The organism is Streptomyces sp. NPDC053750 (genome assembly GCF_044544295.1).
Classification (GTDB): Bacteria; Actinomycetota; Actinomycetes; order Streptomycetales; family Streptomycetaceae; genus Streptomyces.
The window spans coordinates 303241-319666 of sequence record NZ_JBITXB010000006.1 but is presented as its reverse complement, the minus strand read 5'-3'; the positions used below and the strand labels follow the sequence as shown (position 1 = coordinate 319666).

The window sequence follows — 16426 nt, the reverse complement described above, 5'->3', positions numbered from 1 at the left end:
GACGGCGCGTTCCACATCGTGCGCCCCCCGCGTTCTGGCTGGTTGCGTACCTCTTTGTGCAAAGCCGTATTCGCTGCGTGAAGGTTAGGCGTAGGGTCGGGCATATGCGTATTGCGGTTTCGTTATCGGGCGGGGCGCGGCGCGGGCCGTGGACGGGAAGTGGAGGGGCGCGATGAACGACGGCACGGTCACTCTTCCCTGGCTGGTCTTCCGGCAGGACGACAACGGCAACCGCTACCGCGTGGGCAGGTACGCGACCCGGGCCGAGGCCCAGAGGATCGCGGACACCCTCGACGGTCCCGGCCGCGAGCAGCTCTACTGGGTCGAGAAACTCACCCCGAAGCCCTCGGGCCCGGCGGACTGATCCGGGCGTCCGGCCTCTCGGTCCCCCACCGGCCGGCAGGCCTTATGCTCCGGCGCATGACGGAACGGATCGTGGTGGCTGCCGCGCTGGTCGACGGTGGACGGCTGCTCGCCGCGCGGCGCAGCGCACCGGCCGACCTGGCCGGACGCTGGGAGTTGCCCGGTGGCAAGGTCGAGGCCGGTGAGGCGCCGGAGGCCGCTCTCGTGCGGGAGCTGCGAGAGGAGCTCGGCGTGGCGGCCGAGCCCGGTGAGCGGGTGCCGGGGCAGTGGCCGCTGAGGGCCCCGTTCGTCCTGCACGTGTGGACCGCGCGCCTGCTTCCCGGCTCCGCCGCCCCCGCCCCTCTCGAGGACCACGACGCCCTGCGCTGGCTCACGCCCGCCGAGATCTGGGACGTCCCGTGGCTGGACCAGGACGTCCCGGCCGTGGAGCGGACGCTCGCGCATCTGGGGCTGGGGCCGGCCGATGGGCGAGGCGCGTGAACCGACGGGCGTGAGCGCCGCGTACGCCGTCGGCGCCACTGTGCGCCCCTGTGACGGTACCGGTGCGCGGATATCGGGTATGGGCCTCTTAGTCCTACTTAATCCACTCACCTCCACTCACCTCCACTCATCTCCACTCATCTCCAGTCATCCTCCAGTTCTCCTCCACTCATCCTCCAGTTGCCCCTTGAAACCGGACATGGGTCGGGGTCGCTGGCCGGGAAGTGATCGGCGTGTCCGACAGCGAAGGCGACTGCGTCGAGTGGGTCTTCCCCGCGTCACCGGACGCCGTGCGGAGCGCCCGCTCCCTCGTCCGCGGCACCCTGCACGGATGGGGTCTCGACAGCGTCGGCGACATCACCGCCCTGCTGGTCAGCGAGCTGGTCACCAACGCCCTGCGGCACGCCACCGGCCCCATCGGCGTCCGCCTGGTGCACCACCCGGCCGGCCTGGACGGCTCCCTGCTCGTCGAGGTCTCCGACCCGCTCCCGGACCCGCCCCGCAGGCGCGTCCCCCAGCCCGGGGACGAGGGCGGCAGGGGCCTGCAACTGGTCGCCTCCTCCGCCAGCCGCTGGGGCACCCGGCCCGGAGGGGCGGGCAAGACGGTGTGGTTCGAACTCGCGTTGCCACCCTGACCTCGCGCCGCCGCGACGCCGGTGCGCGCCCGCCAACTGGTTCACGCCAGTGGCAGTTGTCGAACTACGTGATTCGATGCCGTGTCCGCTGGTTAGAAGACTGGAAGTGTTGTCACGGTCCGGACCGAAAACCATCGGGACCGTGCTGTGATCGTGAACACCGTGTTGTGCGGCGCCGTAGTGCTGGATACTGCGGGCAGCCGCCCCCGGTGACCGGTGCCGGACGCGGTGAGCTGGAGGGGACGGTTCGCGTGAGCGAGATACCAGCGAGGGCCACGGAGTCCACGGAGTCCGAGGGCCCGTCGGAAGGCGCGCCACTCGGTGACGCGGTGTGGCAGAGCAGCCCACCCGGCTCCATCTACGACTACATCAAGGTCGCGTCCTTCTCCATCGGCCCCGACGGGCTCGTCGACCAGTGGAGCCTGCGCGCGGAGCAACTGCTCGGCATCCGGGCCGAGGACGCCGTGGGCACCGACCCCATCGAGGCGTTCATCGACCCCGACCTGCGCGAGCGCGGCCAGCGGAAGATGGCCGAAATCCTCGACGGACGGGAGTGGACCGGCGTGGTCCCCTTCCGTGCGCCGAACAGCGGTGCCGAGGGCGGTGTCGAGGACGGCGGCCGGCGTGGACGCGGGCAGCGCGGGCTCGCCGAGGTGTACGTCATGCCGACGCGTACGGAGGACGGGGAGAAGGCCGCCGTCTGTATCGTCGTCGACGTCCGCGTGCTGCGCAGCATCGAGACCGACCTCGCCGCCTCGCAGGCGATTTTCGGCCAGTCTCCGTTCGGTTTCCTGCTGATCGACCCCGACCTCCGGGTGCGCCGCGCCAACCAGCGGTTCGCCTCCGTCTTCGGCGGCACCCCCGACGACCACCGCGGCAAGGGCGTCCACGACTATCTGCCGCGCGCCGAGGCCGACCGGGTCTCCGCGACCCTGCGCCGGGTGCTGGAGAGCGGCGACTCCATCACCGACATGCACGTCACGGGCTTCGTGCCGGGCTCCGACGAGCGCCGCCACTGGTCCGTCAACCTCTACCGCGTCCACAGCGGTACCGGCCGCCCCATCGGCATCGCCTGGCTGGGAACCGACATCACCGCCCGCCGCGCCGCCGCCCGCGAGGCCGCCGCCGCCCGGCGCAACCTGGCCCTCCTCAACGAGGCCGGTGCCCGCATCGGCAACTCCCTCGACCTGGAGACCACCGCCCGCGAACTCCTCGACGTCGTCGTCCCCGGCTTCTGCGACCTGGCCACCGTCGACCTCTACCAGGGCCTGCTGGTGGGCGACGAGACCCCGCCCGGCCTCGCCGACGGCAGCGCCGAGCTGCGCCGCGTCGCCTTCTCCAGCGCCGTCTCCGACGCGCCGTTCCACGACACCGGCGAGCGGGTCCGGCTCGGCGCCGTCCACCACTACCCGTTCAACTCGCCCTGCGCGGACGCCCTGCGCACGGCCCGCCCCCGCACCGTCCCCGCCGAGGACGGCGGCCTCGTGCAGTCCACGCTCGCCGTGCCGATGGTCGCCCACGACACGGTCGTAGGACTGGCGCAGTTCTCCCGGACCAAGGGCAGCGAGCCGTTCGGGGACCGCGACCGCGACCTCGCCGTGGAACTGGCCGCGCGCGCCGCCGTCTGCATCGACAACGCCCGCCTCTACCGCCGCGAACACGAACGCGCGCTGATACTGCAACGGTCCCTGCTCCCGCCCGGCGACCCCGAGGCCTCCGGACTCGACATCGCCTGCCGCTACCTGCCCGGCAACGCGGCCACCGGCCGGCCCAGCGAGGTCGGCGGCGACTGGTTCGACGTCATCGAACTCCCCGGCCACCGCACCGCGTTGGTCGTCGGAGACGTCATGGGCCGCGGCCTGCGCGCCGCGGTCGCCATGGGTGAACTCCGCACCGCCGTGCGCACCCTGGCCCAGCTCGACCTCGAACCGGCCGAAGTGCTCTCCCAACTGGACGAGATCGCGCGCGGCCTCGGCGCACCCGGGGGCGTCCAGCAGGCGACCCGGGCCGCCCGCCGCCCCCGCGAGGCCGACCTCTCCGAGGTCTACCTGGCGACCTGCGTCTACGCCGTCTACGACTCGGTGACCAGGCGCTGCACCTTCGCCAACGCGGGCCATCTGCCCCCCGTCCTCGTCGAGCGCGGCGAGTCCGCGCTGATGCTCGACGTGCCGCCGGGCCTGCCGCTCGGCGTCGGCGGGGAACCCTTCGAGGAGGTGGAGGTCGAACTGCCCGAGGGCGCCCTGCTCGCGCTCTACACGGACGGCCTGGTCGAGAGCCGCGACCACCCCCTCGACGAGGGGCTCCAGGCCTTCGTGGGCGCCCTCACCGACCCCACCCGGCCCCTGGAGGACGTCTGCGACCAGGTCCTCAACACCCTCGACAGCCACCACGGCGAGGACGACATCGCGCTGCTGATGGCCCGCGTCCAGGGCCTGCCCAGCGACTCGGTCGGCGACTGGACCCTGCCGCGCGAGCCGCGCAGCGTCGGCCGCGCCCGCGAACTGGCCCGCGCCCAGCTGCTCGGCTGGGACATGGAGCCGCTGGTCGACACGACCGAACTGCTCGTCAGCGAGCTCGTCACCAACGCCCTGAGGTACGGCGAGGGCGAGATCAGACTCCGTCTCCTCCTCGACCGCACCCTGGTCTGCGAGGTCTGGGACTCCGGCCTGGTGCAGCCCCGCCGGCGCCGCGCCCGCGACACCGACGAGGGCGGCCGAGGCCTGCAACTCGTCGGCCTGCTCAGCGCGGCCTGGGGCTCACGCCGTACGCCGCGGGGCAAGACGGTGTGGTTCGAGCTGCCCCTGCCGGGCGGCGACACCCAGCTCACGGACCCCGCGGAGGCCTTGCTGAGCCTCTTCTGACGCGTCCCGGTGTCGTACGGCTCCGGGCGCGCCGGACGCGGCGCACATACCCGTATCCGGCCAGCAGCAACGCCGCCCCGGCCGTGACCAGGGGCGGCACCAGGTCGGCGGAGATCATCGCGCCGCACCCCTGACCGCAACCGGAACACCGGTTCGACTCGTCCCCGCTGGCAACACGCTTGAGCGTATGCGCGGAACCCGGCCACCGCGACCGGGGACGGGCCACAGGGAGGGGAACGCCATGGAGCACACGGAGTCGAAGACCACCGAACCGGCAACCGCCGACAGCGAGGACGCCTCCCAGGGACCACCCGCACCCGAGGAGGCAAGCCGCACGGACGATGCGGGCGGGGACTCGAAAATGAGGAGACGGCTACGCCTCGTCCGCCGTACCGCCCTCACCCTCCTCCTCGTCCTGCTCCTCCCCCTCCTCACCGCCCAGGCCGCCCTCCGCGTCAACTACATGGGAGACCCCGCCGACGGCACGTACACCAGGAACCGCGACGCGATGTGGCTCGGCCACGCCTGGGTCGACGGCCGCAAGACCGACGCCGACCTCGCCGCCTTCGCCCGCCGCGTCAAGACCACCGGCATCCGCGACCTGTACGTCCACACCGGCCCGATGGAGCACGACGGCACCCTGCCCGAGTCCCTGTACCCCAAGGCCCGCTGGCTGATCGACGCCGTGCACAAGGAGCTGCCCGGCGTCCGCGTCCAGGCCTTCCTCGGCGACGTCCTCGCCACCGAGGGCCCCGACGGCATGCACCTGGAGAAGGCCGGCACCCGCGCCGCCGTCGTCGACTCGGCCCGCCAGGTCCTCGCCGCCGGCTACGACGGCGTCCACCTCGACCTGGAGCCCCTGCACTCGGGCGACCGGAACTACCTCTCCCTCCTGGACGACCTGCGCGCCGTCACCCGCGCCCAGGGCGCGCAGCTGTCCGTGGCCGCCCACCAGATCGACCCGCTCCCGGCCCTCCACACCGTCTTCGGCGTCTTCACCGAGCACCCCAAGTGGTGGTCGCAGGAGTTCTTCGGCCAGGTCGCCCGCCGCGTCGACCAGATCGCCGTGATGACGTACGACACCGCGCAGCCGCTGGAGGGCACCTACGGCGGCTACGTGGCCCAGCAGACCTCACTCGCCCTGGAGGTCACCCCGCCCAGCACCCACCTGCTGATCGGCCTGCCCTTCTACCACGAGAGCAACTTCGACCACTGGGGTCACGCGGAGACGGTCGCCGCCGCCGTCCGCGGCGCCCGCCTCGGCCTGTCCCGCACCGACCCCGACCGCGAGCTCTTCGGCGTCGCCCCGTACATCGACTTCGCGGCGACGGAGACGAACTGGGACGAGTACCGGGAGGGCTGGGTCCGCTAGGGCCTGTCGTTTGGATCATCCCGGCGTCGCGGGCTCTGGCACGCACATCTGCCGCGTTGTCGTCGGTTGCCAACGCTCCGCGTTGACGCCCTCCTCCGCCTTGCAGCTGCACGCACCAGAGCCCGCTCGGGTCGGCCAAGAGGTGCTGCACCTTACGGCCGGCCTGATCCAAACGACAGGCCCTAGGTCCGGCGCCGGATCTTCGACCCCAGCCACACCAGCGGGTCGTACTTGCGGTCCACGGCCCGCTCCTTCAACGGGATCAGCGCGTTGTCCGTGATCTTGATGCCCTCGGGGCAGACCTCCGTGCAGCACTTGGTGATGTTGCAGTAGCCGAGGCCGTGGTCGTCCTGGGCCGCGCGGCTGCGGTCCAGGCCGGTGTCCCCGGCCGCGTCCAGCGGGTGCATGTCCAGTTCGGCGACGCGCATGAGGAAGCGCGGGCCCGCGAAGGCCGGCTTGTTCTCCTCGTGGTCGCGGACGACATGGCAGGTGTCCTGACACAGGAAGCACTCGATGCACTTGCGGAACTCCTGCGAGCGGTCCACGTCCTCCTGCATCATCCGGTACTCGCCGGGCCCGAGGTCGGCGGGCGGGACGAACGCCGGGACCTCGCGGGCCTTGGTGTAGTTGAAGCCGACGTCCGTCACCAGGTCACGGACGACGGGGAAGGCGCGCAGGGGCGTGACGGTGATCGTCTCCTCGCGGGAGAAGACGGACATCCGGGTCATGCACAGCAGCCGGGGGCGTCCGTTGATCTCCGCCGAGCACGAACCGCACTTGCCCGCCTTGCAGTTCCAGCGCACGGCGAGGTCGGGGGCCTGGGTGGCCTGGAGGCGGTGGATGATGTCGAGGACCACCTCGCCGTCGTGCACCTCGACCCTGAAGTCCTCCAGGCCGCCGCCGTCCACGTCACCGCGCCACACCTTGAAGCGGGCCTCGTAGCCGCTCATTCGGACAGCTCCTCCTCGGCGAGGTACTTCACCAGCTCCTCCTTCTCGAAGAGGGCGAGCAGGTCGGGTCGGATCGGCTCGGTGGTCTGCCGTTCCAGGGTGATCTGGCCGCGCTCCGGGTCCGTCGCCGCCAGGCCGCCGCTCGGGTCGGCCAGCGTGCACAGCAGGTTGGCCGGGCGCCACCTGCGGTCCATCGAGGGATGGTCCTCGCGGGTGTGTCCGCCGCGCGACTCGGTGCGCTCCAGCGCGGCCCGCGCCACGCACTCGCTGACCAGCAGCATGTTGCGCAGGTCCAGGGCGAGGTGCCAGCCCGGGTTGAACTGCCGGTGCCCCTCCACGCCGGCCCGGCGGGCGCGTACTCGCAGCTCCGCGAGTTTCTCCAGGGCCTGCTTCATCTCCGGCTCGCGGCGGATGATGCCGACCAGGTCGTTCATCGTCTGCTGGAGTTCCTGGTGGAGGGTGTACGGGTTCTCCGGCGGGCCGTCGTCGGGCTGCTCCTGCCTCTGCGCCTCCGCCTCCGCCGAGAACGGACGCAGCGCCTCCGCGGCCGCGGCGTCGACCTGCGCGTCGTCCGCCCGGGGCCGCGTCCCCTCCGCCCGCCCCGCCGCGTACTCGGCCGCGTGCCAGCCCGCCCGGCGCCCGAAGACCAGCAGGTCGGACAGCGAGTTGCCGCCGAGCCGGTTGGAGCCGTGCATGCCGCCGGCCACCTCACCGGCCGCGTACAGCCCCGGCACCCCGCGCGCGGCGGCCGTGTCGGAGTCGACGGCGATGCCGCCCATCACGTAGTGGCAGGTGGGCCCGACCTCCATCGGCTCGGCCGTGATGTCGACGTCGGCCAGCTCCTTGAACTGGTGGTACATCGAGGGCAGCCGGCGCTGGATCACGTCGGCGGACATCCGGGTGGACACGTCGAGGAAGACGCCGCCGTGCGGGGAGCCCCGGCCCTCCTTCACCTCGGCGTTGATCGCGCGCGCGACCTCGTCGCGGGGGAGGAGCTCCGGGGGCCGCCGGTTGTGGTCCGGGTCGTCGTACCAGCGGTCGGCCTCCTCCTCCGTCACCGCGTACTTGTCCTTGAAGACGTCGGGGACGTAGTCGAACATGAACCGCTTGCCGTCGGAGTTCCGCAGCACCCCGCCGTCGCCGCGCACCGACTCGGTGACGAGGATGCCCTTCACCGACGGCGGCCAGACCATCCCCGTGGGGTGGAACTGCACGAACTCCATGTTCAGCAGCGGCGCCCCGGCCAGCAGCGCCAGCGCGTGGCCGTCGCCCGTGTACTCCCACGAGTTCGACGTCACCTTGAAGGACTTGCCGATGCCGCCCGTGGCGATCACCACCGAGGGCGCCTCCAGCACGAAGAAGCGGCCGGTCTCGCGCTCGTAGCCGAAGACGCCCGAGACCTCCCGGCCCTCCTTGAGCACGCGGGTGACCGTGCACTCCTGGAAGACCTTGAGCCGGGACTCGTAGTCGCCGCTCTCGCGGAAGTCCTCCTGCTGGAGCGCGACGATCTTCTGCTGGAGGGTGCGGATCAGCTCCAGCCCCGTACGGTCGCCGACGTGGGCGAGGCGCGGGTACTCGTGGCCGCCGAAGTTGCGCTGCGAGATCCGGCCGTCCTTCGTGCGGTCGAACAGCGCGCCCCAGGTCTCCAGCTCCCACACCCGCTGCGGGGCCTCCTGGGCGTGCAGCTCGGCCATCCGCCACTGGTTGAGGAACTTGCCGCCGCGCATGGTGTCGCGGAAGTGGACCTGCCAGTTGTCGTGCTCGTTGGCGTTGGCCATCGCCGCCGCGATGCCGCCCTCGGCCATCACGGTGTGTGCCTTGCCGAACAGCGACTTGCAGATCACGGCCGTACGGGCGCCCCGCTCACGGGCCTCGATGGCGGCGCGCAGCCCCGCGCCGCCCGCGCCCACCACGACGACGTCCCATTCCTGCCGGTCGACCACGGACATCAGAAGGCCTCACTCATCGGAACTCATCAGAAGAAGCGCGGATCGTCGAAGGCACCGGACGCGACGAGATACACGTAGAAGTCGGCGAGCGCCACGCTCACCAGCGACGCCCAGGCGAGCTGCATGTGGCGGGCGTTGAGCCGTCCCACGAACTGCCACGTCCGGTAGCGCACGGGGTGCCGGGAGAAGTGCTTGAGCTTGCCGCCGACGATGTGCCGACAGGAGTGGCAGGAGAGGGTGTACGCCCAGATCAGCATGATGTTGGCCAGGAACACCAGGGTGCCCAGGCCCATGTGCCCCCACGCGTAGTGCTCGTCGCGGAAGGCGAGCACGGTGTCGTAGGTGAGGATCAGCGCGACCACGAGTGCGGCGTAGAAGAAGTACCGGTGGATGTTCTGCAGGATCAGTGGGAAGCGGGTCTCGCCGGTGTACTTCTTGTGCGGCTCGGCCACCGCGCAGGCCGGCGGGGACGCCCAGAAGCCCCGGTAGTAGGCCTTGCGGTAGTAGTAGCAGGTCAGGCGGAAGCCGAGCGGGAAGATCAGGATGATGATCGCGGGGGAGATGCCCCACCAGGCGCCGAACAGCTCCCAGTTCGGTCCGCCGCGCATCGGCACGCAGTTCTCCGCCAGGCAGGGGGAGTAGAACGGCGAGACGTACGGGGCCGCGTAGTAGTCGGCGTTCGCGAAGGCCCGCCAGGTCGAGTAGACGACGAAGGCCAGCAGGCCCGCGGCGGTGGCGGCCGGCGCCAGCCACCAGCGGTCGGTGCGCAGGTGCGGGGCGCGGATGGCGGCGCGCGTCGGGGTGTGGACGCCGCCGCCGCGGGGATGGGGGTCGGTGGCTGGGGGTTCCGTACCAGTGGCCACGGGGCGACTCCGGTCGGTCGGTCGGGTTCAGGGGGCGTGGCGGTCGCGGGCGCCGAGGCCCTCGTCGTCCGAATCCGTCCACAGCGAGAGGTCGTACGGATCGTCGGAGATCGTGACGAGTTCCGGCCGCTTCGGCGCGTCCTGCGCGGCGGCCTCCCGGAGCAGCGCGACGCTCTCGCGCAGGCGGTCCGCGTCGGCCCGTATCCGGCGGATCTCCAGGTCGCCGCTGCCCATCTGCTGTTCCAGCCGGGCCACGGACCGGAGCAGTTCGTCGAGACTGCGTTGCATCGCTGACAGGTCGTTGTGCACGGACATGACGTGACCTCGCTTCCGTCGGAGCTTCCGTCGGACACGGCCGGGCCGGCCTTGGGTGGTGACGTTCATGCGCCTGCGAGTGTTGCGCGTCACACCTGTTGCTGGGAAGGGACGTGCAGCGATTGGCCGGGGCGTGTCGGTGCATCGAGGGTGGTGTTGCGCCACACGGGTGGCTTCCGCACCGTCCTCGCCGTGTCTCCCGGCGTCGCCGAACCGATTCCTCTTCAGTGGCCGCATCCGCGTCCGGATAACAAATGATCAACTCAAAACCAGCATATACCGCACATAGTGCATATATCGCTACAAGTGATCACCATGCCCGCGGCCCTCCGGAGGTAGCAGAGATGTCCCACGTCGGCGTCGGACCGCGCGCGGTCATGCGCTCGGTCGCCTTCCTCACCGCGGGGGTGCTCGCGCTCACCGCGCTGGCCGGCTGCAGCTCCGAGGACCCGTCGGGCAAGCCGCTCGCCGGGCCGGACATCGCCGACGCGGACCGCGCCGGCGTCGCGGACGGCGGCACCCTGCGCTGGGCCGTGGACTCCGTACCGGACACGCTGAACACCTTCCAGTCGGACGCCGACGCCACCACCGCCCGCGTCGCCCAGGCCGTGCTGCCCTCGATGTACCGGATGGACGAGGCCGGCCGCCCGGTCCGCAACCCCGACTACCTGGAGTCGGCCAAGGTCGTCGAGACCGAGCCCAAGCAGGTCGTCGTGTACCGGCTCAACCAGCAGGCCGTCTGGAGCGACGGCCGGGAGATCGGCGCCGCCGACTTCGCCGCCCAGTGGCGCGCCCTGTCCGGCAAGGACAGCGCCTACTGGACCGCCCGCAACGCCGGCTACGACCGGATCGAGAAGATCGAGCGCGGCGCCGGCGACCTGGAGGTCAAGGTCACCTTCAGCCGGACCTACGCCGACTGGAAGTCGCTGTTCACACCGCTGTACCCGAAGGAGGTCATGGGCACCCCGGACGCCTTCAACGACGGCGCGCGGCGCAAGCTGAAGGTCACCGCCGGCCCCTTCACCGTCAAGAAGGTCGACACCAAGGCCGACGAGGTGCTCCTGACCGGCAATCCGCGCTGGTGGGGGGAGCCGGCCAAGCTGGAGCAGATCGTGCTGCGCGCCGTACCGCGCGACGAGCGGGTCTCCGCACTGGTCGCCGGCGAGCTCGACCTGGCGGAGATCGACCCGGACACCGCCGAGCAGGTCACCCTGGCCGCCGGCCCCCGGGACGCGGGCACCGGGACCCCGCTCATGGGGCCGGACGACTCCCCGGCCGCGGATTCGGGCGCCTCGCCGCTCGGGGGCGCGCAGGGCAGGTCCGCCGCGCGGGCGCTGCGCTCCTGGGCCCTCGCCAACGGCTCCGACGAGGAGGCGGCCGAGGAGGAGGCCCTCGCCCGTGAGGAGCGGCGCGCGTCGCCGGCCAAGCTCGAACGCCGGGAGAAGGCCCTGAGCGGCTTCGAGGTCCGCAAGTCGCTGGAGCCCGTCCACACCCAGCTCGCCCTCAACGGCGCCGACGGCCCCCTCGCCGACGAACGCGTCCGCCGGGCCGTGGCCCGCGCACTGGACCGCCGGCAGCTGGCCGAGACGGTGCTCGGGCCGCTGGGCCTGCCCGCCGAGCCCGTGGGCAGCCACCTCGCGCTCTCCGGCCAGCCCGCGTACGCCGATGGCAGCGGCGCACTCGGCGAGCAGAACGTCAAGGAGGCCCGGGCCCTCCTCGCGGACGCCGGGTGGGTGTGGGGCGGGCCGGTGAAGGAGACCGAGGACGGCGAGGAGGCCGCCGGCGCCGAGAAGTCCAAGGAGGGCAAGGACGAGGAGAAGTCCGAGGGCGGCGACGACGGGACATACATCGTCGGCGAGGACAACAAGAACGACGACGAGAGCGACAACAAGAACGACGACGGCAGGGACGAGGCCGACGACACCGACCAGGAGAGCGGCGAGAAGCGCAGCAGCGGCAAGAACACCGCGCAGGGCGGCGCCCCCGGCGCCTACGCCCCCAAGGGCACCGCCGCCCCGGCCGGCGCCGCGGCGGCCCCCGTCGCCAAGGACGGCAAGGCGCTCACCCTGCGCTTCGTGCTCCCCTCCGGCTCCGGCTCCCAGGCCCTGCGCACCGTCGCCGACCGCATCTCGGGGATGCTGGAGAAGATCGGCATCGGCACCGACATCACCAAGGTCCCGGACGAGAGCTACTTCAAGGACCACATCGCCTCCGGCGAGTACGACCTGGCGCTCTACTCCTGGCCCACCACCGCCTTCCCCGCCACCGACGCCCGCCCCATCTACGCCAAGCCCGTCCCGGCCGCCGACGGTTCGCTGAACGTCGCGCAGAACTACACCCGGGTCGGCACCGACCAGGTCGACCAGCTCTTCGACCAGGCCCTGGCGACCCTGGACCAGGAGGAGGCCCGGGACCTGCTCCGCAAGGCCGACTCCCGGATCTGGGCGGCGGCCGGGTCCATCCCCCTCTATCAGCGCCCCCAGCTCATGGCGGCCCGGAAGAACCTCGCCAACGCCGGAGCCTTCGGTTTCGAGACCCCCGTCTACGAGGACATGGGCTACTTCAAGAAGGGCGCCCAGGGGTCACGGTCGTCGGCCACTCCCTCGTCCTGACCGGGTGTCCCGGCCTGCGCGTACAGCACCCGGGAAGCCCCAGTCCCCGGGGCCCCGTACCATTGGGTGAGGCCGTGGCATGTACCGCCCGGCAGGCCCGCGTGACACGGACGTACGCGAGGGCCGTCCTCACACCCTCCGGGAGTACGCCTCATATGGCCACGCGCCACGACATCCGCAACGTCGCCATCGTCGCCCACGTCGACCACGGCAAGACCACGATCGTCGACGGAATGCTCAAGCAGGCCGGTGCCTTCGCCGCGCACCAGCTCGACTCCGTCGACGACCGCATGATGGACTCGAACGACCTGGAGCGTGAGAAGGGCATCACGATCCTGGCCAAGAACACGGCGGTGAAGTACCACCCGAAGGATGGCGGCGACGTCATCACCATCAACATCATCGACACCCCCGGCCACGCCGACTTCGGTGGCGAGGTCGAGCGCGGTCTGTCGATGGTCGACGGCGTCGTCCTGCTCGTGGACGCCTCCGAGGGCCCGCTGCCGCAGACCCGCTTCGTGCTGCGCAAGGCGCTCCAGCAGCGGCTGCCGATCATCCTGTGCATCAACAAGACGGACCGGCCGGACTCCCGGATCGACGAGGTCGTCAACGAGACCTACGACCTCTTCCTCGACCTGGACGCCGACGAGGAGCAGATCGAGTTCCCGATCGTCTACGCCTGCGGCCGGGACGGCGTCGCCTCCCTGACCAAGCCGGAGGACGGCACGGTCCCCGCCGACTCCACCAACCTGGAGCCGTTCTTCTCCACCATCCTGGAGCACATCCCGGCCCCGACCTACGACGAGGACGCCCCGCTCCAGGCGCACGTGACCAACCTGGACGCCGACAACTTCCTCGGCCGTATCGCGCTGCTGCGCGTGCACCAGGGCGAGCTGAAGAAGGGCCAGACCGTGGCCTGGATGAAGCGCGACGGGTCCGTGAGCAACGTCCGCATCTCCGAGCTGATGATGACCGAGGCGCTCACCCGCAAGCCCGCCGAGAAGGCCGGCCCCGGTGACATCTGCGCCGTCGCCGGTATCCCGGACATCATGATCGGCGAGACCCTGGCCGACCAGGAGAACCCGGTCCCGCTGCCGCTGATCACGGTGGACGAGCCCGCGATCTCCATGACCATCGGCACCAACACCTCCCCGCTGGTCGGCCGCGGCGCCACCGGCAAGGGCGCGGACAACAAGGCGGTCGTCAAGGACCGCAAGGTCACCGCCCGCCAGGTCAAGGACCGTCTGGACCGCGAGCTCATCGGCAACGTCTCGCTCCGCGTCCTGGACACCGAGCGCCCCGACGCCTGGGAGGTGCAGGGCCGCGGTGAGCTGGCGCTGGCCATCCTGGTCGAGCAGATGCGCCGCGAGGGCTTCGAGCTGACCATCGGCAAGCCGCAGGTCGTCACCAAGGAGGTCGACGGCAAGACGTACGAGCCCGTCGAGCGCATGACGATCGACGTGCCCGAGGAGCACATGGGCGCGGTCACGCAGCTGATGGGCGTGCGCAAGGGCCGGATGGACAACATGTCCAACCACGGCTCCGGCTGGGTCCGCATGGAGTTCGTCGTGCCGTCCCGCGGTCTGATCGGCTTCCGTACCGAGTTCCTGACCCAGACCCGCGGCACCGGTATCGCCCACTCCATCCACGAGGGCCACGAGCCCTGGTTCGGCACCCTGACGACCCGTAACAACGGCTCGCTGGTCGCCGACCGCTCCGGTGCCGTCACCGCGTTCGCGATGACCAACCTCCAGGAGCGCGGCGTGCTCTTCACGGAGCCCGGCACCGAGGTGTACGAGGGCATGATCGTCGGCGAGAACTCCCGCTCCGACGACATGGACGTCAACATCACCAAGGAGAAGAAGCTCACCAACATGCGGTCGTCCTCGGCCGACTCGTTCGAGGCGATCGTCCCGCCGCGCAAGCTCTCGCTGGAGCAGTCCCTGGAGTTCTGCCGCGACGACGAGTGCGTCGAGGTGACCCCGGAGGCCGTCCGCATCCGCAAGGTGAACCTGGACGCCCGCGAGCGCGCCCGCGCCGCGAGCCGCGCCAAGCACGGCTGACGCCTCTTCACAACGGCACCGGGCACCACGTCTGACGTGGTGCCCGGTGCCGTTTCGTATGCGGGGGCGCGGTCGGCGGGGCGAGGCGCGGACCCCAGCAGACCCCCGGTAGACCCCCAAGAGGTAGGGATAACCCTAGATTTCGTCGCCGGATGCCGCCGGGCGGACCGAGCCGCACTAACCTGCGCCGAGCACGAGACAGACCTGCAAGGCACCTTGCACCGCCGGTGCGTTACGCGCAATCACTTTTCGTCACCCCGGCGTCCGTTATACGGACAGTATTCACCGCTAGATGTGTAACAAGTCCGTTTCGCTGTGATCTCTCACCAAACCCTTTGTCCGGATTTTGAAAGGTCTGGCCCCTATCTGTGATCGAACCGAGACCTCGAGAGTGTGGTTCGTCCACCAGAGAATGGCAGATAGTTAGGCGCGTAGAGCTCGGATAAACGGGTCACGCGCTGACGGCGCAGGCTCGCGAGCGCGGGGGCACCTGACGGTCTCCGGTCACCGCTGGGTGGCCGGGACGCGTCCTGTGCTCCTCTTTGCGGTGAACCAGCGGATTCATGAGGAGGAACCCATGCGAGGTGCCACAAGCGCCATATGGGTCGCATCGTCCCCGATGGCAGATGTAGGCCCCGCAGGTGCGTTCGGTGCCGTCACGGTGGTCGAGGTAGCGACGCGGCGGCGCGAGCTTCCTTGACGACGCGTGCCGTCGGCCGGTAGGTACCGGCCGCGGGCAAGGGTTCTCCAGGGGTGGTGCCGCCCCTCCGTCGTTGTTCCCCTCGCGCGCTGCGAATGACGTACGCCGTGCGAAGGCCGTCGGGCCGCTGTGCACTCCCGACGACCTCCAACCTGTGAAATGGACCAATCATGACGAGTCCAATCGAGATTGAGGGTGCTGAAGCCTCTCCCGTCTTGGACAAAGAGAGCGCGCCGAAGGGTGACGCCAAGGAGTCGAAGAAGCTGGCGGGGCGCAGTCCCAAGCAGTTGATGTGGGCGCGTTTCAAGCGTGACCGCACCGGTGTGGTGGCCGGCTTCGTCGTCCTGTTCTTCTTCCTGATCGCGGCGGCGGCGCCGCTGATCTCGAAGGTGTACGGCAAGGACCCGTACACGCTCTACGGGCAGGACAACCCCGAGCTCCTGGACATGTTCACGATGCCTGCCAAGCCGTTCGGCGGCATGGACGGCGAGTTCTGGTTCGGCATCGAACCGGTCCTGGGCCGTGACGTGTTCACCCAGCTGCTGTACGGCATCCGGACCTCGCTCGCCACGGCGCTGGTCGCGACCATCCTCATGACGGTGCTGGGTGTGCTGATCGGTCTCGCCGGCGGCTACTTCGGCGGGAAGGTCGACTACTGGCTCGGCCGGGTCACCGACTTCTTCATGGCCCTTCCCAGCCAGCTGTTCTTCGTCGCCGCGATGCCCGTCATCACCACGGTGTTCGTCGCCCCCGACAAGGAGACGCCCACCTACGTGCGCACCAGCGCGATCATCATCGTGCTGTCCTTCCTGGGCTGGATGAGCATGTCCCGGATCGTCCGAGGCGCCACACTGGCCCTGCGCGACCGGGAGTTCATCGAGGCGGCGCGCATCTCCGGCGCCTCTCCCTGGCGCATCATCCGCAAGGAACTGCTGCCCAACATCGTCACTCCGACGCTGGTACAGGCGACGCTCCAGCTGCCGAGCACCATCCTCAACATCGCGTTCCTCTCCTTCGTGGGCGTCGGGTACGTCGAGCCCACGCCGGACTGGGGACGGATGTTCGCCATCGGCGCCGGCACCATCGAGCAGGACCCGTACTACATGCTCTTCCCCGGAGTGGCCATGGTGATCTTCGTCGTGGCCTTCAACCTCCTCGGTGACTCGGTGCGGGACGCCTTCGATCCCAAGACGGGACGCTGAGCCCCCAGGGGAATCCCCCCACACTCTCGCCCGGCCGGTTCGGTGCCGCTCAGCCCGGCCC

The 16426-nt window shown here is 70.6% G+C and carries 12 protein-coding genes; 8 read left to right on the top strand and 4 right to left on the bottom strand.

The window, feature by feature from the left end:
• Window positions 1-172: 172 nt before the first annotated feature.
• The 5 genes from ACIGO6_RS19725 (at window position 173) to ACIGO6_RS19705 (ending at window position 5711) form a co-directional block, all read left to right on the top strand.
• Entirely contained in the window at window positions 173-364 is a 192-nt protein-coding gene (locus ACIGO6_RS19725) for an SPOR domain-containing protein (RefSeq protein WP_399877703.1), read from the top strand.
• A gap of 56 nt (window positions 365-420) precedes the next feature.
• The gene (locus ACIGO6_RS19720; RefSeq protein WP_399877701.1) at window positions 421-843 is read left to right on the top strand and encodes a (deoxy)nucleoside triphosphate pyrophosphohydrolase; all 423 of its coding nucleotides are present in this window, start codon (window positions 421-423) and stop codon (window positions 841-843) included.
• A gap of 224 nt (window positions 844-1067) precedes the next feature.
• Window positions 1068-1478 (top strand): ATP-binding protein, encoded by a 411-nt coding sequence (locus ACIGO6_RS19715; RefSeq protein ID WP_399877698.1) that lies wholly within the window; start codon window positions 1068-1070, stop codon window positions 1476-1478.
• Between the two features lie 251 nt (window positions 1479-1729).
• Complete coding sequence (locus tag ACIGO6_RS19710) at window positions 1730-4339, top strand: SpoIIE family protein phosphatase (protein WP_399877696.1); 2610 nt, start codon at window positions 1730-1732, stop codon at window positions 4337-4339.
• Between the two features lie 241 nt (window positions 4340-4580).
• Window positions 4581-5711: a hypothetical protein gene (locus ACIGO6_RS19705; RefSeq protein WP_399877694.1), complete on the top strand. Its 1131-nt coding sequence runs from the start codon at window positions 4581-4583 to the stop codon at window positions 5709-5711.
• A gap of 182 nt (window positions 5712-5893) precedes the next feature.
• On the opposite strand, the gene ACIGO6_RS19700 is transcribed toward ACIGO6_RS19705, so the two are convergent.
• The 4 genes from ACIGO6_RS19700 to ACIGO6_RS19685 are packed head-to-tail and all read right to left on the bottom strand — an operon-like array spanning window position 5894 to window position 9788.
• A complete protein-coding gene (locus tag ACIGO6_RS19700; RefSeq protein WP_399877691.1) occupies window positions 5894-6661 on the bottom strand; it encodes a succinate dehydrogenase/fumarate reductase iron-sulfur subunit in 768 nt (255 codons plus the stop codon).
• Window positions 6658-8610: a fumarate reductase/succinate dehydrogenase flavoprotein subunit gene (locus ACIGO6_RS19695; protein ID WP_399877688.1), complete on the bottom strand. Its 1953-nt coding sequence runs from the start codon at window positions 8608-8610 to the stop codon at window positions 6658-6660. The genes ACIGO6_RS19700 and ACIGO6_RS19695 overlap by 4 nt, the downstream gene beginning before the upstream one ends.
• 26 nt (window positions 8611-8636) lie before the next feature.
• On the bottom strand, window positions 8637-9473 hold the full coding sequence (locus ACIGO6_RS19690; RefSeq protein WP_399877685.1) for a hypothetical protein: 837 nt from the start codon (window positions 9471-9473) through the stop codon (window positions 8637-8639).
• Window positions 9474-9500: 27 nt separating this feature from the next.
• On the bottom strand, window positions 9501-9788 hold the full coding sequence (locus ACIGO6_RS19685; RefSeq protein ID WP_399877683.1) for a hypothetical protein: 288 nt from the start codon (window positions 9786-9788) through the stop codon (window positions 9501-9503).
• Between the two features lie 344 nt (window positions 9789-10132).
• Between ACIGO6_RS19685 and ACIGO6_RS19680 the strand changes: the two genes are divergently transcribed.
• The 3 genes from ACIGO6_RS19680 to ACIGO6_RS19670 all read left to right on the top strand — a co-directional run bounded on the left by ACIGO6_RS19680 (window position 10133) and on the right by ACIGO6_RS19670 (window position 16365).
• A complete protein-coding gene (locus tag ACIGO6_RS19680; protein ID WP_399877680.1) occupies window positions 10133-12400 on the top strand; it encodes an ABC transporter substrate-binding protein in 2268 nt (755 codons plus the stop codon).
• 155 nt (window positions 12401-12555) lie between these two features.
• Window positions 12556-14463, top strand: coding sequence for a translational GTPase TypA (typA, locus tag ACIGO6_RS19675; protein ID WP_399877677.1), 1908 nt, complete (start codon window positions 12556-12558; stop codon window positions 14461-14463).
• 870 nt (window positions 14464-15333) lie between these two features.
• Complete coding sequence (locus ACIGO6_RS19670; protein WP_399877675.1) at window positions 15334-16365, top strand: ABC transporter permease; 1032 nt, start codon at window positions 15334-15336, stop codon at window positions 16363-16365.
• The last annotated feature ends 61 nt before the right edge of the window (window positions 16366-16426 follow it).